Annotated in this window: 28 protein-coding genes, 1 tRNA gene, 1 pseudogene and 1 riboswitch; of the genes and pseudogenes, 10 read left to right on the top strand and 20 right to left on the bottom strand. The window is 66.2% G+C overall.

All coding sequences use genetic code 11. The features are described from left to right. Positions 1-25: 25 nt before the first annotated feature. The 15 genes and pseudogenes from ACFXP9_RS04005 to ACFXP9_RS03935 form a co-directional block, all read right to left on the bottom strand. Positions 26-787, bottom strand: a complete 762-nt coding sequence (locus ACFXP9_RS04005; protein WP_397206018.1) for a class I SAM-dependent methyltransferase — start codon at positions 785-787, stop codon at positions 26-28. A 1-nt stretch (position 788) separates the two neighbouring features. Then, positions 789-1205 carry a pseudoazurin gene (locus ACFXP9_RS04000; RefSeq protein WP_397206016.1) on the bottom strand — a complete coding sequence of 139 codons (417 nt, stop codon included), beginning with the start codon at positions 1203-1205 and terminating at the stop codon, positions 789-791. A 3-nt stretch (positions 1206-1208) separates the two neighbouring features. Continuing rightward, entirely contained in the window at positions 1209-1976 is a 768-nt protein-coding gene (locus ACFXP9_RS03995; RefSeq protein ID WP_397206014.1) for an ABC transporter ATP-binding protein, read from the bottom strand. After that, positions 1973-2983 (bottom strand): FecCD family ABC transporter permease, encoded by a 1011-nt coding sequence (locus tag ACFXP9_RS03990; RefSeq protein WP_397206012.1) that lies wholly within the window; start codon positions 2981-2983, stop codon positions 1973-1975. The genes ACFXP9_RS03995 and ACFXP9_RS03990 overlap by 4 nt, the downstream gene beginning before the upstream one ends. Before the next feature lie 8 nt (positions 2984-2991). Continuing rightward, positions 2992-4011, bottom strand: a complete 1020-nt coding sequence (locus ACFXP9_RS03985; protein ID WP_397206010.1) for an ABC transporter substrate-binding protein — start codon at positions 4009-4011, stop codon at positions 2992-2994. 136 nt (positions 4012-4147) lie between these two features. Beyond that, positions 4148-4340: riboswitch (cobalamin riboswitch) on the bottom strand. Positions 4341-4477: 137 nt separating this feature from the next. Further along, a tRNA-Phe gene (locus tag ACFXP9_RS03980) sits at positions 4478-4553 on the bottom strand. Positions 4554-4629: 76 nt separating this feature from the next. Beyond that, entirely contained in the window at positions 4630-4782 is a 153-nt protein-coding gene (locus tag ACFXP9_RS03975) for a DNA gyrase inhibitor YacG (RefSeq protein WP_397206008.1), read from the bottom strand. Beyond that, a complete protein-coding gene (locus ACFXP9_RS03970; protein ID WP_397206006.1) occupies positions 4779-5825 on the bottom strand; it encodes a ribonuclease E/G in 1047 nt (348 codons plus the stop codon). The genes ACFXP9_RS03975 and ACFXP9_RS03970 overlap by 4 nt, the downstream gene beginning before the upstream one ends. Continuing rightward, positions 5822-6391, bottom strand: coding sequence for a Maf family protein (locus ACFXP9_RS03965; protein ID WP_397206629.1), 570 nt, complete (start codon positions 6389-6391; stop codon positions 5822-5824). The genes ACFXP9_RS03970 and ACFXP9_RS03965 overlap by 4 nt, the downstream gene beginning before the upstream one ends. Before the next feature lie 228 nt (positions 6392-6619). Continuing rightward, a complete protein-coding gene (infA, locus tag ACFXP9_RS03960; protein WP_010397442.1) occupies positions 6620-6838 on the bottom strand; it encodes a translation initiation factor IF-1 in 219 nt (72 codons plus the stop codon). Between the two features lie 87 nt (positions 6839-6925). Next, positions 6926-8143, bottom strand: coding sequence for a FliM/FliN family flagellar motor switch protein (locus ACFXP9_RS03955; RefSeq protein ID WP_397206004.1), 1218 nt, complete (start codon positions 8141-8143; stop codon positions 6926-6928). Positions 8144-8198: 55 nt separating this feature from the next. After that, positions 8199-9041 (bottom strand): ATP-binding protein, encoded by an 843-nt coding sequence (locus ACFXP9_RS03950; RefSeq protein ID WP_397206002.1) that lies wholly within the window; start codon positions 9039-9041, stop codon positions 8199-8201. Next, positions 9034-9882: a twin-arginine translocase subunit TatC gene (gene tatC / locus ACFXP9_RS03945; RefSeq protein WP_397206000.1), complete on the bottom strand. Its 849-nt coding sequence runs from the start codon at positions 9880-9882 to the stop codon at positions 9034-9036. Before tatC ends, ACFXP9_RS03950 begins: the two co-directional genes overlap by 8 nt. A 1-nt stretch (position 9883) precedes the next feature. Continuing rightward, positions 9884-10405, bottom strand: coding sequence for a Sec-independent protein translocase protein TatB (gene tatB / locus ACFXP9_RS03940; RefSeq protein WP_397205998.1), 522 nt, complete (start codon positions 10403-10405; stop codon positions 9884-9886). 94 nt (positions 10406-10499) lie between these two features. Continuing rightward, positions 10500-10703 (bottom strand): annotated as a pseudogene (locus ACFXP9_RS03935) (twin-arginine translocase TatA/TatE family subunit); the annotation flags it as partial. A 167-nt stretch (positions 10704-10870) separates the two neighbouring features. On the opposite strand from ACFXP9_RS03935, the gene ACFXP9_RS03930 reads away from it, so the two are divergent. Beyond that, positions 10871-11497 carry a MarC family protein gene (locus tag ACFXP9_RS03930; RefSeq protein WP_397205996.1) on the top strand — a complete coding sequence of 209 codons (627 nt, stop codon included), beginning with the start codon at positions 10871-10873 and terminating at the stop codon, positions 11495-11497. Continuing rightward, entirely contained in the window at positions 11498-12073 is a 576-nt protein-coding gene (locus tag ACFXP9_RS03925) for a retropepsin-like aspartic protease family protein (RefSeq protein WP_397205994.1), read from the top strand. 162 nt (positions 12074-12235) lie between these two features. Here ACFXP9_RS03925 and ACFXP9_RS03920 read toward each other — a convergent pair whose 3' ends face one another. Next, positions 12236-12724, bottom strand: a complete 489-nt coding sequence (locus ACFXP9_RS03920) for a CAP domain-containing protein (RefSeq protein WP_397210006.1) — start codon at positions 12722-12724, stop codon at positions 12236-12238. 175 nt (positions 12725-12899) lie between these two features. Here ACFXP9_RS03920 and ACFXP9_RS03915 point away from each other — a divergent pair, with 175 nt between their 5' ends. The 4 genes from ACFXP9_RS03915 (at position 12900) to ACFXP9_RS03900 (ending at position 16835) form a co-directional block, all read left to right on the top strand. After that, the gene (locus ACFXP9_RS03915; protein WP_397205990.1) at positions 12900-13730 is read left to right on the top strand and encodes a TIGR00282 family metallophosphoesterase; all 831 of its coding nucleotides are present in this window, start codon (positions 12900-12902) and stop codon (positions 13728-13730) included. Positions 13731-13808: 78 nt separating this feature from the next. Further along, positions 13809-15590, top strand: coding sequence for an SLC13 family permease (locus tag ACFXP9_RS03910; RefSeq protein WP_397205988.1), 1782 nt, complete (start codon positions 13809-13811; stop codon positions 15588-15590). A gap of 3 nt (positions 15591-15593) precedes the next feature. After that, positions 15594-15959, top strand: a complete 366-nt coding sequence (locus ACFXP9_RS03905) for a hypothetical protein (protein ID WP_397205986.1) — start codon at positions 15594-15596, stop codon at positions 15957-15959. A gap of 132 nt (positions 15960-16091) precedes the next feature. Then, positions 16092-16835, top strand: coding sequence for a YebC/PmpR family DNA-binding transcriptional regulator (locus ACFXP9_RS03900; RefSeq protein ID WP_397205984.1), 744 nt, complete (start codon positions 16092-16094; stop codon positions 16833-16835). Positions 16836-16899: 64 nt separating this feature from the next. Here the strand turns inward: ACFXP9_RS03900 and ACFXP9_RS03895 are convergent, their stop codons facing one another. Then, positions 16900-17751 carry a LysR family transcriptional regulator ArgP gene (locus ACFXP9_RS03895; protein WP_397205982.1) on the bottom strand — a complete coding sequence of 284 codons (852 nt, stop codon included), beginning with the start codon at positions 17749-17751 and terminating at the stop codon, positions 16900-16902. Positions 17752-17846: 95 nt separating this feature from the next. Here ACFXP9_RS03895 and ACFXP9_RS03890 point away from each other — a divergent pair, with 95 nt between their 5' ends. Together ACFXP9_RS03890 and ACFXP9_RS03885 are read left to right on the top strand one after the other, a co-directional pair. Then, on the top strand, positions 17847-18443 hold the full coding sequence (locus ACFXP9_RS03890; RefSeq protein WP_397205980.1) for a LysE/ArgO family amino acid transporter: 597 nt from the start codon (positions 17847-17849) through the stop codon (positions 18441-18443). A 51-nt stretch (positions 18444-18494) separates the two neighbouring features. Beyond that, positions 18495-19388 carry a DMT family transporter gene (locus ACFXP9_RS03885; protein ID WP_397205978.1) on the top strand — a complete coding sequence of 298 codons (894 nt, stop codon included), beginning with the start codon at positions 18495-18497 and terminating at the stop codon, positions 19386-19388. Here ACFXP9_RS03885 and choV read toward each other — a convergent pair. From choV to ACFXP9_RS03870, 3 genes are all read right to left on the bottom strand, one after another. Further along, positions 19385-20407, bottom strand: coding sequence for a choline ABC transporter ATP-binding protein (gene choV, locus ACFXP9_RS03880; protein WP_397205976.1), 1023 nt, complete (start codon positions 20405-20407; stop codon positions 19385-19387). The genes ACFXP9_RS03885 and choV overlap by 4 nt on opposite strands. After that, positions 20404-21252, bottom strand: a complete 849-nt coding sequence (gene choW / locus ACFXP9_RS03875; RefSeq protein WP_397205974.1) for a choline ABC transporter permease subunit — start codon at positions 21250-21252, stop codon at positions 20404-20406. The genes choV and choW overlap by 4 nt, the downstream gene beginning before the upstream one ends. A gap of 70 nt (positions 21253-21322) precedes the next feature. Next, complete coding sequence (locus ACFXP9_RS03870) at positions 21323-22261, bottom strand: choline ABC transporter substrate-binding protein (RefSeq protein WP_397205972.1); 939 nt, start codon at positions 22259-22261, stop codon at positions 21323-21325. An 86-nt stretch (positions 22262-22347) separates the two neighbouring features. Between ACFXP9_RS03870 and betI the strand changes: the two genes are divergently transcribed. Then, a complete protein-coding gene (betI, locus tag ACFXP9_RS03865) occupies positions 22348-22920 on the top strand; it encodes a transcriptional regulator BetI (RefSeq protein WP_397205970.1) in 573 nt (190 codons plus the stop codon). Then, a complete protein-coding gene (betB, locus tag ACFXP9_RS03860; RefSeq protein WP_397205968.1) occupies positions 22917-24362 on the top strand; it encodes a betaine-aldehyde dehydrogenase in 1446 nt (481 codons plus the stop codon). Before betI ends, betB begins: the two co-directional genes overlap by 4 nt. Positions 24363-24372 lie beyond the last annotated feature (10 nt).

Below are 24372 nucleotides of genomic sequence, written 5' to 3'. Positions count from 1 at the left end.
CGACGGCGACGCCTCTGTCCCTGACCTAACCGGGTCTGGACGCGGTCAGGATAAAGCGGTGATGAACCCGCGTGCGCAGCCGGTTGCGCAGCCCCTGACCCCGGCGCTGGGCGCGGGCGATGGGGGCATATGGCAGCTGACCGATCCGGTCAAAGCCAGCCTGTGACAGCATCCCGGCCAGCTGATCAAAGCGCAGCCCGTGACCGAAGGGCAGTTGCCGCATGATCCCGGCATGGGCCTGCCCCAGCGCGTCGTCATGATAAGGGTCGGGCGACAGCCGGTCCCACAGCGCCAGCAGCCGCGCCAGACCGGGTCTGGCCGGACGCGTCCAGTCGCCGTCAAAGATCACCAGCCGCCCGCCGGGCCGCAGCACCCGCAGCCAGTCGGCAAAGGCCGCCTGCGGGTCGGTCAGTGTCCAGACCAGATGCCGGCACAGGATGGCATCGTAATGCGCATCGGGTTCCATGGTGTTTTCGGCATCGGCATGAACAAAGCGCAGCCGGTCCTTGCCGGCATGTTTGGCCCGCGCCTGTTCCAGCATAGGTTCCGCGAAATCCAGCGCCGTGACCTGATGGCCAAGCTGGTGCAGCAGGGCTGTCACCTCGCCGGTGCCGCAGGCCAGTTCCAGCACCTGTTGCGGCGCCGGGCCAAGATGGGCGCGTATCGGCGCCGCCCATGCCGGTGCCGCGCGGTCGGAAATGCGGTGGCCAAAGGCCAGATCAAACCGCGCGGCGCGGCGCGACCAATAGGCGCGGATCTCCTCGCGCAGGTGGAAATTGTCGCCCATCTCAGGGCCGCCCGGACAGGATGGCGTCAAAGCGGTCGCGGGCGCGCTGTGGCAGGCTGTCGGGCAGGGGCAGGTCGAACGGGCCGTCGCCCACCTCGACCACCATCACCATGCCCATCCCCAGATGCGGCTGGCAATAGATGCCATAGGCGCCCGGCAAATCCAGCGTGACGCTGAATTCGCGGTTGATCCGCGACTTGAACGGGGTGGCGCCGGCGGGGATCATGCCGTCCAGCGTGGCGGCGTTATGGCCCGGCTGGGTCGGCAAAAAGCGCAGCGTATCGCCCGGCGCAATGCGCAGATAGGCCGGTTCGAACACCATCGGGCCAGTGGCACCGCGGTTCAGCATGTCGATATCGTGGGTTTCGGCCAGCGCCGGGCCGGCGGCGATCAGCAAAGCGGCAAGAAGCGGTTTCATCGGTCATTCCCTGAGGTCGTGAAAACGGTAATGCAGCGCGTCATCGGCCGGGTCGTGCAGGGCGCGGGCGCCGACGCGAAAGATGCGGGCAATGCGGTCGGGGGTCAGAACCTGACGCGGTGGTCCCACCGTGACCAGCCTGCCGTCCTGCATCACCCCCAGCCTGTCACAGCCAAGCGCCTGATTCAGGTCATGCAGCGCAATGACCACGGTGACCGGCAATTCATCCACCAGCCGCAACAGCGACAGCTGGTGGTGAATGTCCAGATGGTTGGTGGGTTCGTCCAGCAGCAACAGCGCCGGACGCTGTGCCAGCGCGCGGGCGATCTGGCTGCGCTGGCGTTCGCCCCCCGACAGGGCCGACCACGGCCGCTGCGCCAGCGCGGTCATGCCGGTGGCGGCCAGTGCTGCGTCGACAATGGCGTGATCGCGGTCCGAAAACACCGACAGCGGCCCCAGCCACGGGGTGCGCCCCAGTTCGGCCACGTCGCGCACGCGCAGGGCCTCGGGGGTGTCGCCCTGCTGCTGGACCATGGCAATACGGCGCGCAATCTGGCGCCGGGGCATGGCGCGCAGGTCGGTGCCGTCCAGCGTGACCTGCCCCTGCGCGCGCGGCAACAGCCCCGCCAGCAGCCGCAGCAGCGTGGATTTGCCCGACCCGTTCGGCCCGATCAGGCCAAAGGTCTCGCCGGGATTTATGCCAAGCGACACGTCGCTGACGATGGGGCGGCCGCGCACCGACCAGCCCAGATTGCGGGCTGTCAGCCTCATGTCCGCACCTTTCCGCGCAGCAGGATCAGCGCGAAACCCGGCGCCCCGACCAGCGCCGTGACCACGCCAATGGGCACCACCTGACCGGGGATCAGCATCCGCGCCGCAATATCGGCGCCGATCAGAAACACCGCCCCCGCCAGCGCGGTCGCCGGCACCAGCCGGACATGGCGCGGCCCGACGATAAAGCGCATCGCATGGGGGATCACCAGCCCGACAAAACCGATGGACCCGACAAGGCTGACCATCACCGCCGTCATCAGCGTAACCGCGCCGATCAGCACCAGCTGCACCCGCCGCACGGCAAGGCCAAGCGCGGCGGCGGCCTCGTGACCGAAGGCAAAGGCATCCAGCACCCGGATATGCGCCAGACAGACCACCGCCCCCGCCAGCGCCACCGGCGCGGCCAGCGTCACATCGGGCCAGCGCACCCCCGACAGGTTGCCAAGCAGCCAGAACATGATGCCGCGCGCCTGTTCGGCATTGGCGGAACGCGCGATCAGGAACGAGGTCAGCGCATTGAACAGCTGTGACCCGGCCACCCCGGCCAGCACCATCTGCGCCGCCCCCCCGCCCGAGGCCCGCGCCAGCAGCGCCACCAGCGAAAACGCCAGCGCCGCCCCCAGAAACGCCCCTCCGGACATGCCGATCAGCCCGCCGCCAAGCCCCATCAGCGTCACCGCCACCGCCCCGGTCGAGGCCCCCGCCGACACCCCCAGCAGATAGGGGTCGGCCAGCGCATTGCGCACCAAAGCCTGCAAGACCAGCCCGGCCAGCGCCAGCCCGGCCCCGCAACTGGCCGCGACCAGCGTGCGCGGCACCCGGTAAGCCCAGATAATACCCTGTTCAATCGGGTCCACCGCCAGCCCCGCCGACCACAGGTGATTGGCCAGCGCGGCACGGATGGCCGCCGGGGTAACCGGGGTTTCGCCAAGCGCCACCCCGGCCAGCAACGCCAGAACCAGCCCCGCCAGCCCCAGCCCGGCCCAGATTGCGGCAGCCATCATGCTGCGGCTCATTTCAGGTCAAAGCCATCCAGCGCCTGCGCCAGTTCCTCGATCGCGGTGATGTTGCGGATTGACGGGTCCATCGAATGCGCGTCCAGCACCACGATGCGGTTGTTTCTGACCGCGTCGATCTGGCTGGCCACCGGGTCGGTTTTCAGGAATTCCAGCTTTTTGTCCACGTCATCGGCGTCAAAGCGGCGGCGGCTCATTTTTGCGACCACGATGATGGCGGGGTTGGCGCGGGCGATGGTTTCCCAGCCCACGGTCGGCCATTCCTCGTCGCTTTCGATCACATTGCGCAGCCCCAGCGCCGCCATCATGTAACCCGGCGGGCCTTTGCGCCCGGCGACATAAGGATCGCCCTGAAGATCGGCCGAGGAAAACCAGAACAGCGCCGGTACATCGCGCACCCCCAGCGCGCCCGCCTTGTCGATGGCGGCCTGTTCGCGCTGGCGCAGCTGATCGACCAGCGCCTCGCCAGCTTCGGGGTGGTCAAAGATGCGGGCAAGGTCCCGAACGCCCTGATACACGCTATCCATGCTGAACATCGCCGCGCGGGTCCCGTCCGAGCCTTTGGAATTGTCCTTCCCGGCACAGTCGGCGGCCATGATATAGGTCGGGATACCCAGATCCGCGAATTGTTCGCGCGTGCCGACCACCCCCTGCGGCCCGACATACCATTCATATTGCGACGCAACCAGCCCCGGCTTTTTGGCGACGACGCTTTCAAAGCTGGGGTCGTTATCTGCCATCCGTTCGATCCCGTCATTGAGGGCGCGATATTGAGGCAGCACATCGGTAAACCAGACCGAGGTCCCCTTGACCTTGTCGCCCAGACCCAGCGCATACATCGTCTCGGTCGCGGACTGACCGATGGTCACGGCGCTGTCGGGGGCGTGGTCAAAGCTGACCTGAACGCCGCAATTTTCCAGCGTCAGCGGATAGGTGGTCGCGGCCATGGCCGGCAGCGTGGCGGCCAGAAACAGCCCGGCAGCGCCGGCAAGGCGCAGGGTCGGAAAAGCGGTCATGAATGATATTCCCGGATTTGCGGCAAGGCAGGGAAAGATCGCCGGATCATGCCGTATCGCCCCGCAAATGCAGGGTCCGGCATGGCGGGGCCGCAGGGAAACAACATCTGGCACCTCTCCGGGCGCCCCGCCCGGTTCAAGCTAAACGATGTCGGCAGGTCTCCTGACTGGCGGGTCGCGGGGACTGGCGGCCTTCCCATGGGCAAGCCCACAGTGGCATGTCGCTGGTTCCTCGCCGCCTACAGTTGCGGGGGCAGTTCCGGTTCGCGGCAAAACCGCGGCGGATTCCCTTTCAATTCCTTACGGAAACCGACAGCTAAAGCCTGTAACCGCTTGGCCCCGCCGATGCAATGGCCCGAACGCGCCGCCATGCCCCGCACAGGCCGTAAGGTCGACGCGAAAAGACCGGTCTGAACCAGACGCAAACGATTGCGGGGCATGTTTCGTGTGTGGGGGGGGGGAGAGGTGGTGCCCGGAGGCGGATTCGAACCACCGACACGCGGATTTTCAATCCGCTGCTCTACCAACTGAGCTATCCGGGCATCGCAGCCTTGCGGCTGGCGTAGGCGGGTAGGTAGCCGACCCAGCCGGCCCTGTCCAGCCCAAAATCGGAAAAAATCAATCCTCGGTTTCGGGTGTTCCCGCCGGCTCGCCGGGGATGGCGTAATCGCCGCGCAGCCAGCGCGCCAGGTCAATGTCGGCGCAGCGTTTCGAACAGAACGGCCGCAATTTCGGGTCGGCGGGTTTGCCGCAGATCGGACAGCGGGTCATGCGCCCTCGGCCAGCCGTGTCAGGGGGACGCGGTCGCGCTTGCGGTTGACCTCGAACAGGCCCATGGCCGTCCAGCCGATGACCGTCATCGCGCCGCCTTCGGGGCGGGCGGCGGCGCGCAGAACTTGTTCGATGGTGCCACGGTCGCGCTTGGAAACCGGGGCAAAATCGACCACCACCTGCCCGCCAAGCCCGCGCAGGCGCAACTGGCGCGGCAGGTCGCGGGCCATGGCGATATTGGCCTTCAGCGCGGCGGCGGGGGAATGGTCGCTGCCGGTATTGACGTCGATACAGATCGCGGCCCGGGTTGGTTCGATAAAGGCGAAGGCCCCGCCGCCAAGATCAACCCGCGGTGACAGCAGGGCATCAACCGCTTCGCTGGCGCCGCTGTGGTCAAAGGCATCCGGCCCATCCTCGATCCCGTCGGGGGCGGGGTCGGACCAGTCCTGCCAGGCGGTATCGGTAGGTTGGGGCGCGTCCAGCAGGATCTGCGGGTCCCCGGCCAGATCGGCGGTCAGCGCCTGCGCCAGGTCCAGCAGCGGGGCCAGTTCAGCGGTGATGTCGGCGTCATCGGCATCGGCGGCGGCGCTGCGGATGATGACGCCAGTCGTGCTGTCATCGCCGGGGTGCAGATCGCGCACCAGATCGGACAGCGCGGTGCGCAGCGCTTCATCCTTGATCTGGCGCGAAACATTCACCCCCGGCGCACCGGGCGTCACAATGACATGGCGCCCGCGCAGCAGGAAACGGTCGCTGACCGGAACCGCCTTGCCGTCCTCGGGCACGCCCGAGACCTGCACGATCAGCGGCTGCCCCTCGCGCAGGCCGCCCTTGCTGCGCAAAAATCCGCGCTGCCCCTCGGGCAGGCGCAGGAACACGCCGCCCTGTCCCTTGACCAAGCGGTCGACGATGCCACGGCAAATGGTGCCGGGCGGCAGCGCGGTCAGCGCGTCAGGGGCGATGATCAGCTGGTCCAGCTGACGGTCAAGGAACAGGGCCGCGGCGGGGTGGCCGCGCCATTGGCCGATAACAACATGTTTCATGCGGGGTGTTCCGGGTGCAGGCCGGCCGAGGCCAGCAAGGCAGAGGTTTCGGCCAGCGGCAGGCCGACAATGGCGGTGAATGAGCCTTGAATCCAAGGGATAAAGGCCGAGGCAGCACCTTGGATGGCATAGCCGCCAGCCTTGCCCTGCCATTCGCCGCTGTCCAGATAAGCGTCGATTCGGGCGGCGGTCAGCGGCAGGAAACGCACGGTGCTGGCCACGATCCGCAGGCGCGTCCGGGTTGCATCGCGCAGCGCAACGGATGTGATGACGCGGTGCCGACGCCCCGACAGCAATTGTAAAAAGCGACGCGCCTCGTCGGCCGTTTCGGGCTTGCCCAGAATGCGCGGGCCAGCGGCAACGACCGTGTCGCCGGCAAGGACCAGTTCATCCGGGCCGTGGGCGACGGCCAGCGCCTTTTCGCGGGCCATGCGTTCGGCAAAGGCGCGCGGGGGTTCGCCGCGATGCGGTGTCTCGTCAATATCGGCGGGGGCGATGCGGGCGGGGCGATAGCCGATCTGCGCCAGCAGCGCCAACCGGCGCGGGCTGGCCGAGGCCAGAACCAGAGACCGGTCATCACGGGCTGGGTCAAGGCCGGGCTGTGGCCCGCGTTCAGGGGCCGGCGCGTGACTGGCCGCGGCGGTCCCGGCCTGACCGGGGGCTGCCAAGGCTTCCCCGCTGCCGGTGGCCGCGACCACGGTTGCGGCCGATCGGGCGTCAGGGATTGGGTCGTCTTGTGTCGCCATTATGCGCCCCTTTGGGCTTGCGCCCGCCAGGGGTGGCGCAGGCCGCGATTATTTAAAGCGGTAATTGATCCGGCCCTTGGTCAGGTCATAGGTGTTCATTTCCACCTGAACCTTGTCCCCTGCCAGAACCCGGATGCGGTTCTTGCGCATCTTGCCTGCCATATGCGCGATGATTTCATGGCCGTTCTCAAGCTCGACCCGGAAAGTCGCGTTGGGCAGAAGTTCCTTCACGACGCCGGGGAATTCGAGCATTTCTTCCTTGGCCATGGTCACTCCGTCCATTATCGCCCGCGACCTTGCGGGCGGGGACTACATGCGCGTTTGCGGGCCGGTTTTCAAGTCTTAACCGCTTTGTCAAGTGATCTGCATCGTCATCGGCATCATGTCGTCCTCTTCCTCAGGCGGGTCCATGGTTTCGGCGGCAATGTCGGGGCGGAACTGATCGGGGTTTTCCAGATCCTCGATCGGGGGTTCGGGCCAGTCATCGGGGGGCGGGTCTGCGGATGCGATGTCACCCGGCAGATCGGTCTGCGATGCCGCCTGTGCGGTGGGAAAAGCCGGCTGATCCGCGCCGGTCCCGGCCTCAACACTGTCGGCAGGGCGCAATCGCAGGGCGTGAAAACCCTCGGCCTCGCCAAGGCTGCCAAGGGCCAGCAACTGACCTGCCCGGCTTTCCAGCCGCACATTGCTGATCGCCTGATGGGGCAGGGGAATGCAGTCACCCGGTTTCAGCCGCCGCAGATCGCCCAGTTTGATACGGCGCCGCGCCAGCATTGCCTGCAATTGCACCGGCGCGGCGCGCAATGATTCGTGCAGGCCCACCGCCCCAGTCCCAGCCTCAGTCCCAGTCCCGGCCTGTCTGGCCGGCGCCGGTCCCGGCAGGCCGGGGGGCAAGGCACTGAGGGTGCCGGTGGCTGACACGCCCGCCCGCGCCCCCGATGGCAGAACCGGGATGGCGATAATGATCTGGCCATCGCGCTGCCCCCCCTCACCATAGCGCAGGGTCAGTTGCAGCACCTGATAGCTGCGATCCTCGAGCAGCAGCAGCAGGGGGCGTGGGTCATCCATATGGCTGGCATAGCGATAGCCCGCAAAGCTGGTCGTATCGGCATGGTCGTGCAGCGCCGCAGATAATTCGCCCAGACTGCGATTGATGAAATCAGCGCACAGGGTGGCATCGGTGCGCGTCGGGCGTCGATGGGCCACGCTGCGCGCGGTGACCCGTCCAAGGGTCTGCATTTCCAGAAGCGAGGCCACGGTGGCCGGACACAGCGCCAGAACCCCCACGGAATCGGCATCCGATTGCAGCACCGCCAGCAGCGCGCGTTCCGGCAGCAATTCCCCGATTTCCGCCAGACTGCGCGCGGCGATACGGGCCGATTCCACATAGACCGGCATCCTGAGGCTTTTCTGTGCGGCCTTTGCAATCGCCTCGGCCGCCAGATGGTCGGCACCGCGCGGGACCGGGGTGGCAGGGGGCGCCGGGGGCGCCTGATCGGCGCGGTTCTGGTCACGCGCGCTGACCCAAGCGGCCAGTGTCCCGGTCTGATGCTGATCTGTCGCGTTGGTCATGATGGTCCGAATCGTCCTGTTCGGGCCACCGTCGCACCAAAAGGTTGAGATTCAGTTACCGCGTCAGCGAAATTCCACGCCGTCCGGCCAGATCGGTGAAATATTGCCACGCCACACGCCCCGAACGCGACCCGCGCGTGGCCTGCCATTCGATCGCCTCGGCGCGCAGGGTGTCGTCGTCGATGGCCACGCCACAGGCATCGCAATAGCCGCGAATCATCGTCAGGTAATCGTCCTGCGAACAGGGATGGAACCCCAGCCACAGCCCGAAACGGTCCGAGAGCGAGACTTTTTCCTCGACCGCCTCGGCCGGGTTGATGGCGCTTGAGCGTTCGTTTTCGATCATGTCGCGCGGCATCAGGTGGCGCCGGTTCGAGGTCGCATACAGCACCACGTTTTCAGGGCGCCCGGCAATGCCGCCATCCAGAACCGCCTTAAGCGATTTGTATTGCGCATCGTCATGCGAGAAGGACAAATCATCCGCGAACAGCACGAAACGCTTGTCGGACCGGCCCAGAAGATCCAGCAGGCGACCGACGCTGTGCAGGTCTTCGCGGGCGATCTCGACCAGCACCAGCGGCAGGCCCTGCGCCACCGCATGGGCGTGAACGGCCTTGACCAGCGACGATTTTCCCATCCCGCGCGCGCCCCACAGCAGGGCGTTATTCGCGGCATGGCCGCGCGCGAATTGCAGCGTATTGGCCAGCAAAGTGTCGCGGGCGCGGTCGATGCCGACCAGCCGGGCCAGATCGACCCGCGCCACCCGCGCCACGGCGACCAGCCGGTCAGGGTCGGGATGCCAGGCATAGGCGGTGGCGTCGCGAAAATCGGGCGCCGGGACGGGCGGCGGCGACATGCGTTCCAGCGCCGCGGCAATGCGGGTCAGCGGATCAGTCATCTTCCCCGTCCCACAGGCCCTGTTCGCGCAATTCGGCCTCGCGGCGGCGCTCGATCCGGGCGACCAGCTGGATCGAGATTTCGTAAAGCCCATAGATCACGCTGAACAGCACCACCTGCGACACCACGTCAGGCGGGGTCACGATGGCGGCCATGACCAGAATCGCCAGAACCGCATATTTGCGCACGCTGGACAGGCCCTGCGCCGAAACCAGACCGGCCTTTCCCAGCAGCGTCAGCGCCACCGGCAGCTGGAACGACAGGCCGAAAGCCAGAATGAACTTGCTGGTCAGGTCCAGATATTCGCTGACCGAGCCTTGAAAGACGATCCCCGCCAAGGGATTGTCAGGGCTGGGGGCGGTGTCATCCGGCAGCGCCAGCGGACCCTGCTGAAAGCCCAGGAAAAAGTCATAAGCCATGGGCAGGATGACGTAATAGGCAAAGGCCGCGCCCATGAAAAACATCACCGGCGAGGCGATCAGGAAGGGCAGGAATGCCTGTTTTTCAGACCGATACAACCCCGGTGCCACAAACCGCCACAACTGATAGGCGATGATCGGGAAGGCCAGAATGAACCCGCCAAGAAAGCTGATGCGGATGGCGACGAAAAAGCCCTCTTGCAGCTTCAGCAGGATCAGGCCGCATTCCTGATTGCGGACCTCAAGCGCGTGACAGATGGGGCGGGTCAGGAAGTTATAGATCGGGTTCCAGACCGTATAACACAGCACCATCGCCACCACGAAGGCCAGCGCCGACCAGATCAGCCGGGTGCGCAATTCGGCCAGATGCTCGATCAGCGGGGCCGAGCTTTCGTCGATCTCGTCCGGGGTTTTGGTGGCCACGTCAGTCGTCTTTCATGTCCGAACGCCGCACGGCCTTCAACTGGCGGCGGCCCGGCGCGGGGGTGCCATGCGCGGGCGCATCGGCATCCGGCAGGGCGGGGTGGGGGGCGCCGGTCCGAGGCGCGGCAGTCTGCGGTGCTTCGGGGCTGCGGGCCATGGCCGGGTCAGGCGACAGCGGCACGACGGGGTCAGGCTGTGCTGGGTCTGGCCGGGCCGGGGCGCGGGCCGAGGGCACCTTGGGGTCCCATTTCTCGAACCGGTCGGCGGCACGGTCCAGCGCATCCAGCCCCATCTTGCGCGAACTGGTCAGATCCTTGACATCGCGCAGCGTGTTGGCGGCATCGTCAATGCCGCTGGACCGCGCCGCGTCTTCCATGGCCGATGAAAACTCGCGCGCCATGGACCGGGCGCGGGCGGTGATCCGGCCAAGCGTGTGAAACATGCGCGGCAGGTCCTGCGGACCCACCACGATCAGCGCCACGACGCCGATCAGCAGCAGCTCGGTCCAGCCGATATCCAGCATGGCCGGAGGCTCAGATCCGGTCGTTGTCGCGCGGCGTCACGTCGCGCAGCCGGGCATCCGCATCGCTGCGCGCCTGGGCCGCGTCGTCCTGAAGCCGGGGTTTGTCGGCGGGCGGGACGGCCTTGTCCTCGTCCGCGGCGCGTTCCAGATCCTCGGTGCCATCCTTGACACCTTTCTTGAAGGCGCTGATGCCCTTGCCGACTTCGCCCATCAGCGACGACACCTTGCCGCGTCCGAACAGGACCAGCACGACGACTGCGATCAGAAGAAGGCCGGGAAGGCCGATATTGTTCAGCATCACTATGCTCCTGATGGCGGGCAAAAGCCCGTGTGCGGCAATATCTAGGGCTTTGTGGCGGTCATTGCAAAGGCGATTTCTTGACGCGGTTGACGCGCCAGACGGGCGCGGCGCCTTGGCAGGGCGGCGCGGGGCTGCGATAAACGGGCAGGCTGGAAGGATATCACATGGATTTGACCTTTCTGATCAGCGCCTATGTGACGCTGTTCGTGATCATTGACCCGGTGGGGCTGGCGCCGCTGTATATCGCGCTGACCGATGGGATGTCGCCGCAGCGGCGGCGGCTGACCGGGCTGCGGGCGCTGGCGGTGGCGGCGATCCTGCTGACGCTGTTCGCGCTGGCCGGGGATGGGATTTTGTCCTTCATCGGAATTTCGCTGCCGGCGTTTCGGATCGCTGGCGGGGTGCTGTTGTTCCTGACCGCGCTGGACATGCTGTTCGAGCGCCGCACCCGCCGCCGCGAGGGGCAGGCCCAGGAAGAGGTTCCCCACGACCCCGGCGACGACCCTTCGGTCTTTCCGCTGGCCACGCCGCTGCTGGCGGGGCCGGGGGCGCTGGCCTCGATGATCCTGCTCAGCGGTCAGGGCGAGGGCGTGGTGCATATGGCGCTGGTGATCGCGGTGATGCTGGCGGTTCTGGCGACGACATGGGTCATGTTCGTGGTGTCGGTGCCGCTGGCGCGGGCGCTGGGGGCGACCGGGACAATGGTGGTAACGCGGCTGCTGGGGATGCTGCTGGCGGCACTGTCGATCCAGTTCGTGATTGACGGGCTGAAAGGGACGGGGTTGTTCTGAATGTGGGGCGATGACTGGATGAATCTGGCCTATCTGGTGCTGCTGCTGATCGCGGTTGGCGGCTTTCTGGTGGTCGAGTTCCGCGCCCGGCCCGGCAGCACATTACGGCAGGCGCTGGCATGGGGGCTGATCTTTGTCGGTGCGGTGGCGGCGGCAGGGCTGTGGCAGCAGGTCAGCCAGACCGTCGCCCCCCACCCCATTATCACCGGCGACCGGATCGAGGTGCCGATGGGCAATGACGGCCATTATCACCTGCCGGTGCGGGTGAACGGGACCGAGATCAGCTTTGTCGTCGATACCGGTGCCTCGACGCTGGCGCTGGGTCAGCGCGATGCCCGGCGGGTGGGGATTGACCCGGACACGCTGGGATATATCGGACAGGCCCGCACGGCCAATGGCATCACCCGCACCGCGCCGGTGACGCTGGGGCTGGTCGAGATCGGGGATATTCGCGACACCGATGTGCCCGCCGTGGTGATCGAAGGCGAATTGTCGGGTTCGCTGATGGGCATGTCCTATCTGCGGCGGTTCGCGCGCATCAGCCTTGAGGCGGACCGGCTGGTGCTGGAACGCTGAGGCGGTGGCGCAGCCCATCGCCGCGCCCGTCCCCCGTCGCGGCGGGCCTGCCACCGGGCGCCCCCAAACCACCGACCGCAGGCCGGGTCAGCGCGGCAGCGTCGTCAGCGCGCCGGGTTGCGGCGGCGCTGCCCGACCACGACGCACTTGTTGCGCGCGGCGTCAGCGCGCCGGACAGGGCCGCGCATACAGCCCGACCCAGTATAAGCGGCCATCGGGACCGCGGGCCTGACCAAAGCCCATGCGCGTGGCCTTGCGGCTTTGCTGATTCAGGCGATGCGCGGGCGAGTTCTGCCACGCGTCGATGGTGGGGCGCGGCTGACGGGTGCCCCAGGCAATGTTTTCGGCGCTGAAACAGGCGGGAAACCCCATCGCGCGCAGCCGTTTCAACGGCGTGCGCCCGCGCCTGTCGGTATGGCTGATGGTCTGTCGTCGTGCCAGATCGCAGGCATGATGTTGGGCGACCGTGTTCAGCTGATCGTCCAGATCCAGCCGATGCAGGCCAATGCCGTGCCGCATCAGGTTCGTGGCCCGCCCCAGCGCCGCCGCCAGTTCCGGTGCGGCGCGCAGACATTCGCCCAAGGGTTGTGACATCGCGGGTGCTGAAAACACCCCGGTGAAGAGGAATAACACCATCAACAGTCTGGACATATAGTGTTTTTTCGCCTGCTATGTTTTCTGCCAGACCTGCTTATCACGCAAAAATGAATAAATCGTAAACAGCTTTGTTCGAAACGCTGCATCGTGCCGAAGTGGCATCCCCCGACCGCGCCTGCCCTGCGCCGCCGGGCTTGAGCCGGAGCGCGACTTGCCCTAGGCAGGGCGGATGCGGATCATGTTTCTTGGCGATGTAATGGGGCGGGCCGGACGGCGCGCGATCAGTGAACGGCTGGCGGGGCTGCGGGCGGCGGCGCGGGCCGATTTTGTCGTGGTCAATGGCGAAAATGCCAGCGGTGGCATGGGCCTGACCGGCGGTCATGCGAAACTGCTGCTGGAATCGGGCGCCGATTGTGTGACCCTTGGCGATCACGCTTTCGACCAGAAGGACATGCTGTCCTTTATCGCGCAGGAACCGCGCGTGCTGCGGCCGATCAATTTCGCCAGGGATGCGCCGGGCAAGGGCGCGCGGGTGTTTCAGGATGCGCGCGGACGCAAGGTTCTGGTGGCGCAGGTGCTGGGGCAGGTGTTCATGAAACGCCCCTTCGACGACCCGTTTTCGGCGCTTGATCAGGTGCTGTGGGCGCATCCCCCCGGTGGCATGGTGCAGGCCGCACTGGTCGATATTCACGCCGAGGCCACAAGCGAGAAAATGGCCGTCGGGCATTTCTGCGATGGCCGCGCCAGCCTTGTCGTGGGCACCCACACCCATGTGCCGACCGGTGACGCCCAGATCCTGCCGCGCGGCACCGCTTATCTGACCGATGCGGGGATGTGTGGCGATTACGACAGCGTTATCGGCATGGACAAGGCCGAGCCGATGCGCCGCTTTATCACCGGCATGACGCGCGAGCGCTTCACCCCAGCCGAGGGCGAGGCCACGCTGTCAGGCGTGCTGGTCGAGACCGACGACCGCACCGGTCTGGCAAAATCGGTCGAACCGCTGCGTCAGGGCGGTCGGCTGCAATCCACCGGTCACGGGGTCGCGCCACTGGCGTAACCGCTTGCGGGCGCATCGGGGATTTGCAAGATTGCCCCCTGCCGGCCATGAATGCCGGTGGCCAGGTAAAGGGATGCGATGTTCGGGATTGAACTCGCCGGGACCACCGCTGCACTGACGACCATTGTCGTGATCGGGGTCATGCTGACGCTTTTCGTGCGGGAGGTCTTTCCGCCTGAAGTTACTGCTATTCTTGGGGCGATCGCGCTGCTGATGCTGGGGGTTCTGCCGGTGGCCGAGGTGCCCAAGGTGCTGTCCAACAGCGCCCCATGGACCATCGCCTTCATGTTTATCATCGTCGGCGGTCTGGTGCGCACCGGGGCGCTGGACTGGATCGGCCAGAATGCCGCCCGCCACGCGGCGACCCGGCCTTACCTGACCTTGTCGATGATCTCGGTCGTGGTGGTCGGCATGTCGGCTTTTGTCAACAATACGCCGCTGGTCGTGGTGATGATGCCGATCTTTATGCAACTGGCCAAGGAAATGAAGCAGGCGCCGTCCAAGCTGTTGATTCCGCTGTCCTATCTGTCCATTCTGGGGGGGACGGTGACGATGATCGGGACCTCGACCAACCTGCTGGTCGACGGGGTCGCGGCCCGCTCCGGGCTGGAGCATTTCAGCATTTTCGAGATCACCCCGGTGGGGCTGCCGATGGCGATTGTCGGCGTCATCTATCTGATCCTGTTCGCGCCCCGGCTGCTGCCTGAACGTGATTCGATGTCCAGCCTGATGTCGGGCCGCTCGAAAATGAAATTCTTTACCGAGGTCGCCATCCCCGCCGACAGCACACTGGTCGGCAAGCCGCTGTCCGAGGTCGATATCTTTTCCCGCGAAAGCGCCCGCGTCATCGACGTGCTGCGCGGCGATCAGTCGCTGCGCCGCGATCTGGCGGCGGTGGTGCTGCAGGCCGGCGACCGCGTGGTTTTGCGCACCCCCATGTCCGAGGTGCTGGGGCTTCAGGAAAACAAGGATATTCAGCGCGTTGACAAGCTGTCATCGGTTCAGACCTCGACCGTCGAGGTGCTGATCACGCCGGGCTGCCACATGGTCGGGCGCAGCCTTGGCTCGATGCGGCTGCGGCGGCGTTATGGCGTTTATGTGCTGGCCGCGCATCGCCGCAACCAGAATATCGGCCGCCAGCTGGACGATCTGGTGGTCCGGGTCGGTGACACCCTGCTGCTGGAAGGCGCCCCCGCCGACATCCAGCGTCTGGCCACCGACATGGAGATGGTCGAGGTCAACCAGCCCTCGGACCGCGCCTTCCGCCGCAAACATGCGCCGATCGTGGTCGCGACGCTGATCGCCGTGGTCACGCTGTCGGCGTTCGAGGTTGCGCCGATCCTGCTGCTGGCCTTTATCGGTGTGGGCGTGGTTCTGGGCACCCGATGCATTGACGCAGACGAGGCGCTTGGCTTTGTCGATGGCCAGCTGATGGCGCTGATCTTTGCCATGCTGGCAGTCGGGGCGGGGCTGGAAAATTCCGGCGCGGTGGAACTGATCGTCGGCTATGTCGGGCCATGGCTGGAAAGCGTGCCGGAATGGGCCATCGTGCTGGCGGTCTACATGCTGGCGATGATCCTGACCGAGATCGTGACCAATAATGCCGTTGCCGTCATCGTCACCCCGGTGGCGATTTCGCTGGCGGGTCATATCGGGATCGACCCGCGCCCGCTGGTGATCGCGGTGATGATGGGGGCATCCGCCGCCTTCGCGACGCCGATCGGATACCAGACCAACACGCTGGTCTATGGGCCGGGGGGCTATCGCTTTGCCGATTTCATCCGCGTGGGCCTGCCGCTGAACCTGTTGATGGCGATCACCGCGTCCATCGTCATTCCCCTTGTCTGGCCCCTGCATTAAGCGATGGCACAGATCCGCAAACCCACCCGCCCTGCATGGACCGCGCTGATCCTGGCGCTGATGGCCGGGGCCTGTGCCGCCCCGGCGCCGCGCCCCGACAGCCTGCGGCTGAGCGCGGACCAGATCCGCATCGGGTTCAGCGATGGCCGTGTCTGTCGCGCGCCGCTGGCCGCGCAGGGGCATATCGCGGATTGCCCGGTGCCGGTCGATTACCGGGTCACCGGCCTGCGGCAGAACTGGCTGCGCCCGGTTCTGGGCGATCTGGTCGAACCTTTTGCCGATGTGACGGTCATCGCCGCTGGCAACCGCTATGTCTTTCGCACCCCGCAATCGCGCAACTGGCAGGCCAGCGGCGATAATGGGGACTGACCGCCCGGTTTCCCGCGCCTGCTGCCTGCGGTGCCGTGGGGGGCGGTGCAGTCCTGTTGTCGCCGCGCTTGCCCCGCGCTGGCTGGCGCGATAAGGAAGGCGCCATATTCCAAGACAGACAGGGGTTGACCTATGGCCGGCCATTCCAAATGGGCCAATATTCAGCACCGCAAGGGGCGGCAGGATGCCGCGCGGTCCAAGCTGTTTTCGAAACTGGCGAAGGAAATCACCGTCGCCGCGAAAATGGGCGATCCTGACCCGGATAAAAACCCGCGCCTGCGTCTGGCGGTCAAGGAAGCGCGATCCAGCTCTGTGCCCAAGGACGTGATCGACCGCGCCATCAAAAAGTCGCAGGGCGGCGATGCCGAAAACTATGACGAGATCCGGTACGAGGGTTACGGCCCCAACGGCATCGCCATTATCGTCGAGGCGATGACCGACAACCGCAACCGCACCGCGTCGAATGTGCGGTCCTATTTCACCAAGCATGGCGGCGATCTGGGCCAGACCGGTTCGGTCAGCTTCATGTTCGACCGCGTGGGCGAGATCATGTATCCCGCCAGCGCCGGCGATGCCGACACGGTGATGATGGCCGCGATCGAGGCCGGGGCCGATGATGTATCCTCGGACGAGGACGGGCACTGGATCTATTGCGCCGATACCGACCTGAACGAGGTCTCGACCGCGCTTGAGGCCGCACTGGGCGAATCCGAGACCGCCAAGCTGATCTGGAAGCCGCAGGCCCCGACCGAGATTGCCAGCCTTGAGGATGCGCAAAAGCTGATGAAGCTGATCGAGGTGCTGGAAGATGACGATGACGTGCAAAACGTCACCGGCAATTTCGACATCTCGGACGCGGTCGCCGCACAGTTGTAAAACGCCGCGCGTGGGGGTGTCGCACCCCCACACCCCCGCGGGGTATTTGCCGCAACGAAGAAGATCAGGGTCGCAGCATCGCTGCGGCCTTTGTTTTTATGGCGCGGGTCAGGGCGGTCAGGCGCGGGGCCATGACGCGCTGGACCTGCCAGAACAGCGCCACATCCAGCGGCGGCCCCAGCGCGACCAGACGGCCCGAGGCCAGGTCGTCGCGGATCAGCGGTTCGGGGTTCATCCCCCAGCCAAGCCCCAGCCGGGCGGCATGGGCAAAGCCCTCGGACGCGGGGATCAGGTGGCTGTGCAGGCGCGGCGAACGCCCGGTCAGCGCCCGCACCCAGCGCGCCTGCAGCCGGTCTTTCAGGTTAAAGGTCAGCGCGGGCGCGCGCGACAGGCTGGTGGCGTCGGGACCATCCGGGAAGTGCCGGGCAACAAAACCGGGGCTGGCCGTCGCCAGATAGCGCAGGCATCCCAGCGGCAGGCTGTCACAGCCGGGGGCGGGGCCGGGATGGGCGGTGATCGCCGCGCTGACCTGACCGCGTTTCAGCCAGTCCTGCGCGTGGTCCTGATCGTCGATCACCAGATCATACAGCAGGTCCTGCGCCGTCAGTGCGGGCAGAAACCATGTTGCCAGGCTGTCGGCATTGACCGCGATGCGCAGCGTAGCGGGCTGGCTGTCCGGGGTCAGGCCCTGTTCCAGCAGCCGCACCTGTTCCAGATGCTGCATCAGCCGCAGGCCGGTCGGGGTGCCGGTGGCTGGCGGGCCGCGATGGATCAGCACCGCGCCGACCCGATCCTCGAGCGTGCGGATGCGTTGCGACACCGCCGAGGGCGTCAGGTTCAGCGCATGGGCGGCGGCCTCGAACGAGCCGAGGCGGATCACCTGTGTCATGGTCGCAAGGGCGGTATAGTCCAGCATCAGAAAAACTGTATCTGCCTGAATATCTTTAATTGGACTGAAGCCGGTTTTACTGCGATCCGCAAGGTCAGGACATGACATCAAAGGGGCATCGCATGGGGGCATTTCTGACCGGGTTCGGCACCAGCCTGTCGCTGATCATGGCGATCGGGGCGCAGAATGCCTTTGTGCTGCGGCAGGGGCTGTTGCGGCGCCATGTGCTGGCGGTGTGCCTGTTCTGCGCGCTGTCGGATGCGCTGTTGATCGCGGCGGGGGTGGCCGGGGCCGGGGCGCTGACGCGCCGAGCGCCGGGGCTGATGGCGGCGCTGCGCTGGGGCGGGGCAGGGTTCTTGCTGGTCTATGGCTGGCGCAGTTTCCGGGCCGCGATGGTGCCGGGCAGCCTGCGCGCCGATGGCCCGCCCGCGCGCGGATTGGCGGCGACGCTGGCGGTTCTGGCGGCGCTGACATGGCTGAACCCGCATGTTTATCTGGATACGGTGGTGTTGCTGGGGGCGATTTCGGCGCAATCCCCCGCGCCCTGGGTCTTTGCCGCTGGGGCGATGCTGGCCTCGGGGGTGTTTTTTCTGTCGCTGGGGTTCGGCGCGCGGCTGTTGGCGCCGGTCTTTGCGCGGCCACGGGCGTGGCAGGTGCTGGATGTCGCGGTGGGGGCGGTGATGTGGGCGATTGCGGCGGGGCTGATCGTCGCGGGCTGACTGGACTTTCGGGGCGCGACTGGGTCAGGTGGCGGGGAAGGGGGCGCGCCGATGGAAAGATCCAATCTGACCGGCATTGGCTGGATGCTGGTGACGGGGCTGCTATTCGTGGCGGTGAATGGCACGGTCCGACATGTCGGCCCAAGCCTGCCAGCGGTGCAGGGCGCGTTCATCCGCTTTGCCATCGGGCTGGTGTTTCTGCTGCCGGTTCTGGCACCGGCGCTGCGCCGGGGGTTTGCGGCGCGGCTGTGGCCGCTGTTTCTGGGGCGCGGGGCGCTGCATTGTCTGGCGGTGGCGCTGTGGTTCTTTGCCATGGCCCGCATCACCGTGGCCGAGGTCACCGCCATCGGCTTTCTGAACCCCATCGTGGTCACGCTTGGCGCGGCGCTGATTTTGGGTGAGTCACTGTCGGTGCGGCGGCTGCTGGCCATTGCTGTGGCGCTGGCGGGGGCGCTGATCGTACTGCGGCCCGGTCTGCGCGGGCTGGAGGCCGGGCATCTGGCACAACTGGGCGCGGCGCTGTGTTTCGGCAGTTCCTATCTGATGGCCAAGCGTCTGGCGGCCGAGGTGCCCGCCGCCGTGGTTGTGGCGATGATGTCGCTGACCGTGGCCATCGGGCTGGCGGTTCCGGCGGCGCTGGTCTGGCAGGCCCCGACGCCGGGTCAGATCGGCTGGCTGACGCTGACGGCAATTTTTGCCACGGCGGGGCATTATACCATGACCCGCGCTTTCGCGGCGGCGCCGCTGATGGTGACCCAGCCGGTGGTGTTCTTGCAGCTGGTCTGGGCCAGCCTGCTGGGGGCGCTGGTATTTCACGAACCGGTCGATCCGTGGGTGCTGGTCGGCGGCGGGCTGATGATCGCGGCGATCAGCTATATGACCTGGCGCGATGCCCGCCGCCGCCGCGACCTGACGCCGCCGGTGCCGGCGGCCAAGCTGCCCTAGCCCTGCGGGTCCAGCAGCCGCGCCATGATGCTGCCACGGCTGACCCGGCCGCCACCTTGCAGCGGCAATTCGCGGGTGTCGCCATCCAGCAGCGCCATCACCTTGCGCACCGGCATGTCGCGCGGCACCGGGGTGCCGGCGGCCTGACCCGGTTCGGCGGCATCGCCCGCGGTCAGCACCATCAGCGGATTCATATGGGCGACGAAATCGGCCACATAATCATTGGCCGGGTTGGCGATAATGTCGCGCGCGGTGCCGGTCTGAACGATGCGCCCGCCTTCCATCAGGGCAATGCGGTTGCCCAGTTTGAAAGCCTCGTCCAGATCGTGGCTGACGAAAATGATGGTGCGCTTTTTCTGTTCCTGCATCTCAAGCAATTCGTCCTGAAGCCGCGACCGGATCAGCGGGTCCAGCGCGGAAAACGGCTCGTCCATCAGCAGGATCGGCGCGTCGGTGGCAAAGGCGCGGGCCAGACCGACGCGTTGCTGCATCCCGCCCGACAATTCGGCCACCTTCAGATCGGCCCATTCGGACAGGCCGACGGTCGCCAGCTCGGCATCGACTTTTTCGCGGCGGGCGCGGGCGGGCATTCCGGCCAGTTCCAGCCCAAGCCCGACATTTTCGCGCACGCTGCGCCAGGGCAGCAGGCCGAATTGCTGAAACACCATGGCAACGCGGCGCAGGCGCAGGTCGCGCAGATCCTTGCGCGAACAATGCGTGACCGAGGCCATCTTGTCGCCGTCCCAGATGCGGACCTCGCCGCGGACCACCGGGTTCAGGCCGTTGACCGCGCGCAGCAGGGTGGATTTGCCCGACCCCGACAGGCCCATCAGCACCATGATTTCGCCTTCATGCACGGTCAGGTTGGCGTCATGGACCCCCAGCACCTGTCCGGTGGCGGTCTTGATCGCCTCGCGGTCCTGACCCTGATCCATCAGCGGCAGGGCGCTTTCCGGGTCGTCCCCGAACACGATCGAGACATTGTCAAAGCTGACGGCAGGTTTGGCCGATGGTTTCATTTTACCCCCTTCACGCGCAGCATCCGGTCCAGCAGGATCGCAACCACGACGATGACAAAGCCCGATTCAAACCCCAGCGCGATATTGACACTGTTCAGCGCCCGCAGCACCGGCACCCCCAGCCCCGAGGCCCCGACCAGCGCCGCGATCACCACCATCGACAGCGACAGCATGATGGTCTGGTTCAGCCCGGCCATGATCTGGGGCAGGGCGCTGGGCAGTTCGACCTTCCACAAAAGCTGGCGCGGGGTGGCGCCAAAGGCGCGGGCGGCCTCGACCAGCGCGGTCGGGGTGCTGGCAATCCCCAGCTGGGTCAGACGGATCGGTGCGGGCAGCACGAAGATCACCGTCGCGATCAGGCCCGGCACCACGCCGATGCCAAAAAACACAATCGCCGGGATCAGGTAAACAAAGGTCGGCAGGGTCTGCATCAGGTCCAGCACCGGGCGCACCCAGGCGTAAAGGCGCGGGCGATGCGCCACCGCAATGCCGATCGGCACCCCCAGCGCCATGCACACCACGCAAGAGGCCAGAACCAGCGTCAGCGACTGCATCGTCGCGTCCCAGTAATTCTGGTTCAGGATGAACAGGAACCCGGCGGCCACCAGCAGGCAGGTCTTCCAGTTGCGCTGCATCAGCCATGTCAGCCCGGTCAGGATGGCGATCAGCACCAGCGGATGCGGCGTTTCCAGCAGCCACAGGATGCCCGCGATCAGCCCGTCCATCGCGTCCGAGATTTTCTGAAACACCACGGCGCCGTGGCTGTTCAGCCAGTCGAACACCGCCTTGGCGGTTCGTCCGACGGGTATCTTGGTGCCGGTGATCCAGCCGGTTAATTGTTCCATATCTGTCCCTTTTCATCAAACGCGGCGCGAAGGTGGCCCCCGCGCCGCGCTTTTTCCGGTTGGCCGCGCCTTACTTGGCCAGCGTGTCTTCCACGGCGGCCACGGCATCGCCGCCATCGGCGGTGGTTACGCCGTCCAGCCAGGCGGTGACCTGATCGGGATTGGCCTTCATCCAGGCCATGGCGGCCTTTGACGGCTCTTGCCCGTCATTCAGGATTGCGCCCATGACCTGATTTTCCATGGGAAGCGAGAATTCCAGATTTTCCAGAAGCTTGCCAACGTTCGGGCAGTCCCTGACATAGCCCGCGCGGGTATTGGTGCGCACCTCGGCGCCGCCGAAATCGGGACCGAACACATCGTCGCCGCCCGACAGATAGGTCAGTTCATGCTGGGCATTCATCGGGTGCGGTTCCCAGCCAAGGAACACCACCGGCTTGCCGGCATTATCGGCGCGCGACACCTGCGCCAGCATCCCCTGTTCGCTGGATTCGACGATCTCAAGCGTGCCAAGCCCGAACTTGTCCCTGGCGACCATTTCCAGCAGCAGGCGGTTGCCGTCATTGCCCGGCTCGATCCCATAGATCTTGCCGTCCAGCGCGTCCTTGTGCTTGGCGATATCTGCGAAATCCCGGATGCCAAGTTCGGCCCCGGCCTTGTTGGTCGCCAGCGTGTATTTCGCGCCGGTCAGGTTGGTGCGCACCGTGTCGACCGTGCCCGAATCGCGATAGGGTTTGATGTCGGCTTCCATGGTCGGCATCCAGTTGCCCAGAAACACGTCCACATCGCCCTTGGCCATCGCGGTATAGGTGACGGGCACCGACAGCACCTTGATTTCGGTCTTGTAACCCAATGCGTTCAGCAATTCGGTCGTGACCGCCGTCGTGGCCGTGATATCCGTCCAGCCCACATCCGAAAAGGTGACGTCGCGGCACGATTCGGGTTCCGCGGCAAAGGCGGTGGTCCCCAGCGCGGTGGACAGGGCGAGGGCGGTGATGATCTTGCGGGTCATGACGGCTCCGGTTTGTTGATTGACGCGTCAATAAAACGTAGGTTAGGACCACATTGCAACCGTTTTTATGAAGAAAGTCCTGCCCGATGCCCAAGATCGGCGCCCCCGCCATTCGCAAATCGGCCCTGATCGCCGCGACGATCCGCTGCGTCGGAGAGGCCGGGACGCTGGATGTGACCGTGGCCCAGATTGCCAAGCTGGCCGGCATGTCGCCAGCCCTTGCGCATCACTATTTCGGCAGCAAGTCACAGATCTTTCTGGCGGCGATGCGCCATATCCTGACCCGTTTCCGCGACGGTGTCCGCGCCGAGGTGCTGTCGGCGCGCGACGACCGCGCCCGGCTGGATGCGCTGATCCGGGCCAGCTTTGGTCCCGAAAGTTTCGGGCGCAACACGGTGTCGGCCTGGCTGAACTTTTACACGCTGGCACAGGTCAACCCACAGGCGGCGCGGCTGTTGCGGGTCTATCACCGGCGGTTGCAGACCAATGTCACCGTGCTGCTGCGCCGTCTTGGCGCCGACGACCCCGCGGAAGGTGCCGCCACCATCGGCGCGCTGATCGACGGGGTTTATATCCGTGCCGCCCTGTCGCCCGGCCCGACCGACGCGACGGCGGCGATCCGAATTGTGAACGATTATCTGCGAAAGATCCTGCCATGACCAAGACCGCACAACCCCCTGCATCCCTGTGGATCAACGGCCAGCCGGTCGAGGGCAAGGGCGATGCCCTGCCGGTGCATTACCCCTATACCGGCGCGGTGATTGCCGACCTGCACGAGGCCACAGCCGATCAGGTCGCACAGGCCACCGCCGCCGCCGCCGCCGCACAGCCCGCATGGGCCGCGCTGGCCCCGGCGGATCGTGGCCGCATCCTGTCGCGTGCCGCCGCGATCATCCGTGACCGCAATCAGGAATTGTCGGAACTGGAAACGCTGGATACCGGCAAGCCACTTCAGGAAACGCTGGTGGCCGACTGGGCATCGGGGGCCGATGCGCTGGACTATTTCGGCGGTCTGGCGGCGACGGTGACGGGCGAACATATCCCGCTGGGGCGCGATTTCGTCTATACCCGTCGCGAGGCTTTGGGCGTCTGCGCCGGGATCGGCGCGTGGAATTACCCCAGCCAGATCGCCTGCTGGAAGGCCGCGCCGGCGCTGGCCATGGGCAATGCGATGGTGTTCAAACCGTCCGAGATCACCCCGCTGGGGGCGCTGAAACTGGCCGAGATCCTGAAACAGGCCGGGTTGCCCGATGGCGTGTTCAACGTCGTGCAGGGGCGCGGTGCGGTTGGTGCGGCGCTGGTGACGGACCCGCGCGTGGCCAAGGTGTCGCTGACCGGGTCGGTGCCGACGGGGCGCAAGGTCTATGCCGCCGCCGCCGAGGGGCTGCGCCATGTCACCATGGAACTGGGGGGCAAATCGCCGCTGATCGTCTTCGACGATGCCAGCATCGAAGATGCGGTGGGCGCGGCGATGCTGGCCAATTTCTATTCCTCGGGGCAGATCTGTTCGAATGGCACCCGCGTGTTTGTTCAGCGCGGGGTGATGGACCGGTTTCTGGACCGGCTGGCGGCGCGGGCGGCGTCGGTGCGCATGGGCGACCCGATGGACCCCGCAACCCAGCACGGCCCGATCATCAGCGACGATCAGCTGCACAAGATCCGCGGCTATATCGCCACGGCGCAGGCCGAGGGGGCGCGGCTGGTCTGCGGCGGCGCGGGTCAGGGGCGGTTCATCCCCCCCACCGTGTTTGCCGATGTGCGCGACGATATGACCATCGCGCGCGAGGAAATTTTCGGCCCGGTCATGTCGGTCCTGCCCTTCGATGACGAGGCCGAGGTGATCGCCCGCGCCAATGCCACCGAATTCGGGCTGGCCTCGGGGGTGTTTACCGCCGATCTGACCCGCGCGCACCGGGTGGCGGCGGCCATGCAGGCGGGCACCTGCTGGATCAACGCCTATAACCTGACGCCGGTGCAGGCGCCGTTTGGCGGCGCGAAACTGTCGGGGGTGGGGCGCGAAAACGGGCGTGCCGCGATCGAATATTATTCGCAGATCAAGACCGTCTATGTCGGCATGGGGCCGGTGGACGCGCCGTATTGAAAGGAACCAC

Origin of the sequence: Paracoccus jiaweipingae (genome assembly GCF_044335505.1) — a bacterium.
Lineage (GTDB): Bacteria > Pseudomonadota > Alphaproteobacteria > Rhodobacterales > Rhodobacteraceae > Paracoccus.
Note: the sequence above shows the minus strand (reverse complement) of the source record. Positions and strands in the feature narration are given on the sequence as shown.

Excerpts from the sequence above, each read along its gene's own strand:
- ACFXP9_RS04005 (WP_397206018.1), bottom strand. The coding sequence starts at position 787 with ATGGGCGACAATTTCCACCTGCGCGAGGAGATCCGCGCCTATTGGTCG.
- ACFXP9_RS04000 (WP_397206016.1), bottom strand. The coding sequence starts at position 1,205 with ATGAAACCGCTTCTTGCCGCTTTGCTGATCGCCGCCGGCCCGGCGCTG.
- ACFXP9_RS03995 (WP_397206014.1), bottom strand. The coding sequence starts at position 1,976 with ATGAGGCTGACAGCCCGCAATCTGGGCTGGTCGGTGCGCGGCCGCCCC.
- ACFXP9_RS03990 (WP_397206012.1), bottom strand. The coding sequence starts at position 2,983 with ATGATGGCTGCCGCAATCTGGGCCGGGCTGGGGCTGGCGGGGCTGGTT.
- ACFXP9_RS03985 (WP_397206010.1), bottom strand. The coding sequence starts at position 4,011 with ATGACCGCTTTTCCGACCCTGCGCCTTGCCGGCGCTGCCGGGCTGTTT.
- ACFXP9_RS03975 (WP_397206008.1), bottom strand. The coding sequence starts at position 4,782 with ATGACCCGCTGTCCGATCTGCGGCAAACCCGCCGACCCGAAATTGCGG.
- ACFXP9_RS03970 (WP_397206006.1), bottom strand. The coding sequence starts at position 5,825 with ATGAAACATGTTGTTATCGGCCAATGGCGCGGCCACCCCGCCGCGGCC.
- infA (WP_010397442.1), bottom strand. The coding sequence starts at position 6,838 with ATGGCCAAGGAAGAAATGCTCGAATTCCCCGGCGTCGTGAAGGAACTT.
- ACFXP9_RS03955 (WP_397206004.1), bottom strand. The coding sequence starts at position 8,143 with ATGACCAACGCGACAGATCAGCATCAGACCGGGACACTGGCCGCTTGG.
- ACFXP9_RS03950 (WP_397206002.1), bottom strand. The coding sequence starts at position 9,041 with ATGACTGATCCGCTGACCCGCATTGCCGCGGCGCTGGAACGCATGTCG.
- tatB (WP_397205998.1), bottom strand. The coding sequence starts at position 10,405 with ATGCTGGATATCGGCTGGACCGAGCTGCTGCTGATCGGCGTCGTGGCG.
- ACFXP9_RS03930 (WP_397205996.1), top strand. The coding sequence starts at position 10,871 with ATGGATTTGACCTTTCTGATCAGCGCCTATGTGACGCTGTTCGTGATC.
- ACFXP9_RS03925 (WP_397205994.1), top strand. The coding sequence starts at position 11,498 with ATGTGGGGCGATGACTGGATGAATCTGGCCTATCTGGTGCTGCTGCTG.
- ACFXP9_RS03920 (WP_397210006.1), bottom strand. The coding sequence starts at position 12,724 with ATGTCCAGACTGTTGATGGTGTTATTCCTCTTCACCGGGGTGTTTTCA.
- ACFXP9_RS03915 (WP_397205990.1), top strand. The coding sequence starts at position 12,900 with ATGCGGATCATGTTTCTTGGCGATGTAATGGGGCGGGCCGGACGGCGC.
- ACFXP9_RS03910 (WP_397205988.1), top strand. The coding sequence starts at position 13,809 with ATGTTCGGGATTGAACTCGCCGGGACCACCGCTGCACTGACGACCATT.
- ACFXP9_RS03905 (WP_397205986.1), top strand. The coding sequence starts at position 15,594 with ATGGCACAGATCCGCAAACCCACCCGCCCTGCATGGACCGCGCTGATC.
- ACFXP9_RS03900 (WP_397205984.1), top strand. The coding sequence starts at position 16,092 with ATGGCCGGCCATTCCAAATGGGCCAATATTCAGCACCGCAAGGGGCGG.
- ACFXP9_RS03895 (WP_397205982.1), bottom strand. The coding sequence starts at position 17,751 with ATGCTGGACTATACCGCCCTTGCGACCATGACACAGGTGATCCGCCTC.
- ACFXP9_RS03890 (WP_397205980.1), top strand. The coding sequence starts at position 17,847 with ATGGGGGCATTTCTGACCGGGTTCGGCACCAGCCTGTCGCTGATCATG.
- ACFXP9_RS03885 (WP_397205978.1), top strand. The coding sequence starts at position 18,495 with ATGGAAAGATCCAATCTGACCGGCATTGGCTGGATGCTGGTGACGGGG.
- choV (WP_397205976.1), bottom strand. The coding sequence starts at position 20,407 with ATGAAACCATCGGCCAAACCTGCCGTCAGCTTTGACAATGTCTCGATC.
- choW (WP_397205974.1), bottom strand. The coding sequence starts at position 21,252 with ATGGAACAATTAACCGGCTGGATCACCGGCACCAAGATACCCGTCGGA.
- ACFXP9_RS03870 (WP_397205972.1), bottom strand. The coding sequence starts at position 22,261 with ATGACCCGCAAGATCATCACCGCCCTCGCCCTGTCCACCGCGCTGGGG.
- betI (WP_397205970.1), top strand. The coding sequence starts at position 22,348 with ATGCCCAAGATCGGCGCCCCCGCCATTCGCAAATCGGCCCTGATCGCC.
- betB (WP_397205968.1), top strand. The coding sequence starts at position 22,917 with ATGACCAAGACCGCACAACCCCCTGCATCCCTGTGGATCAACGGCCAG.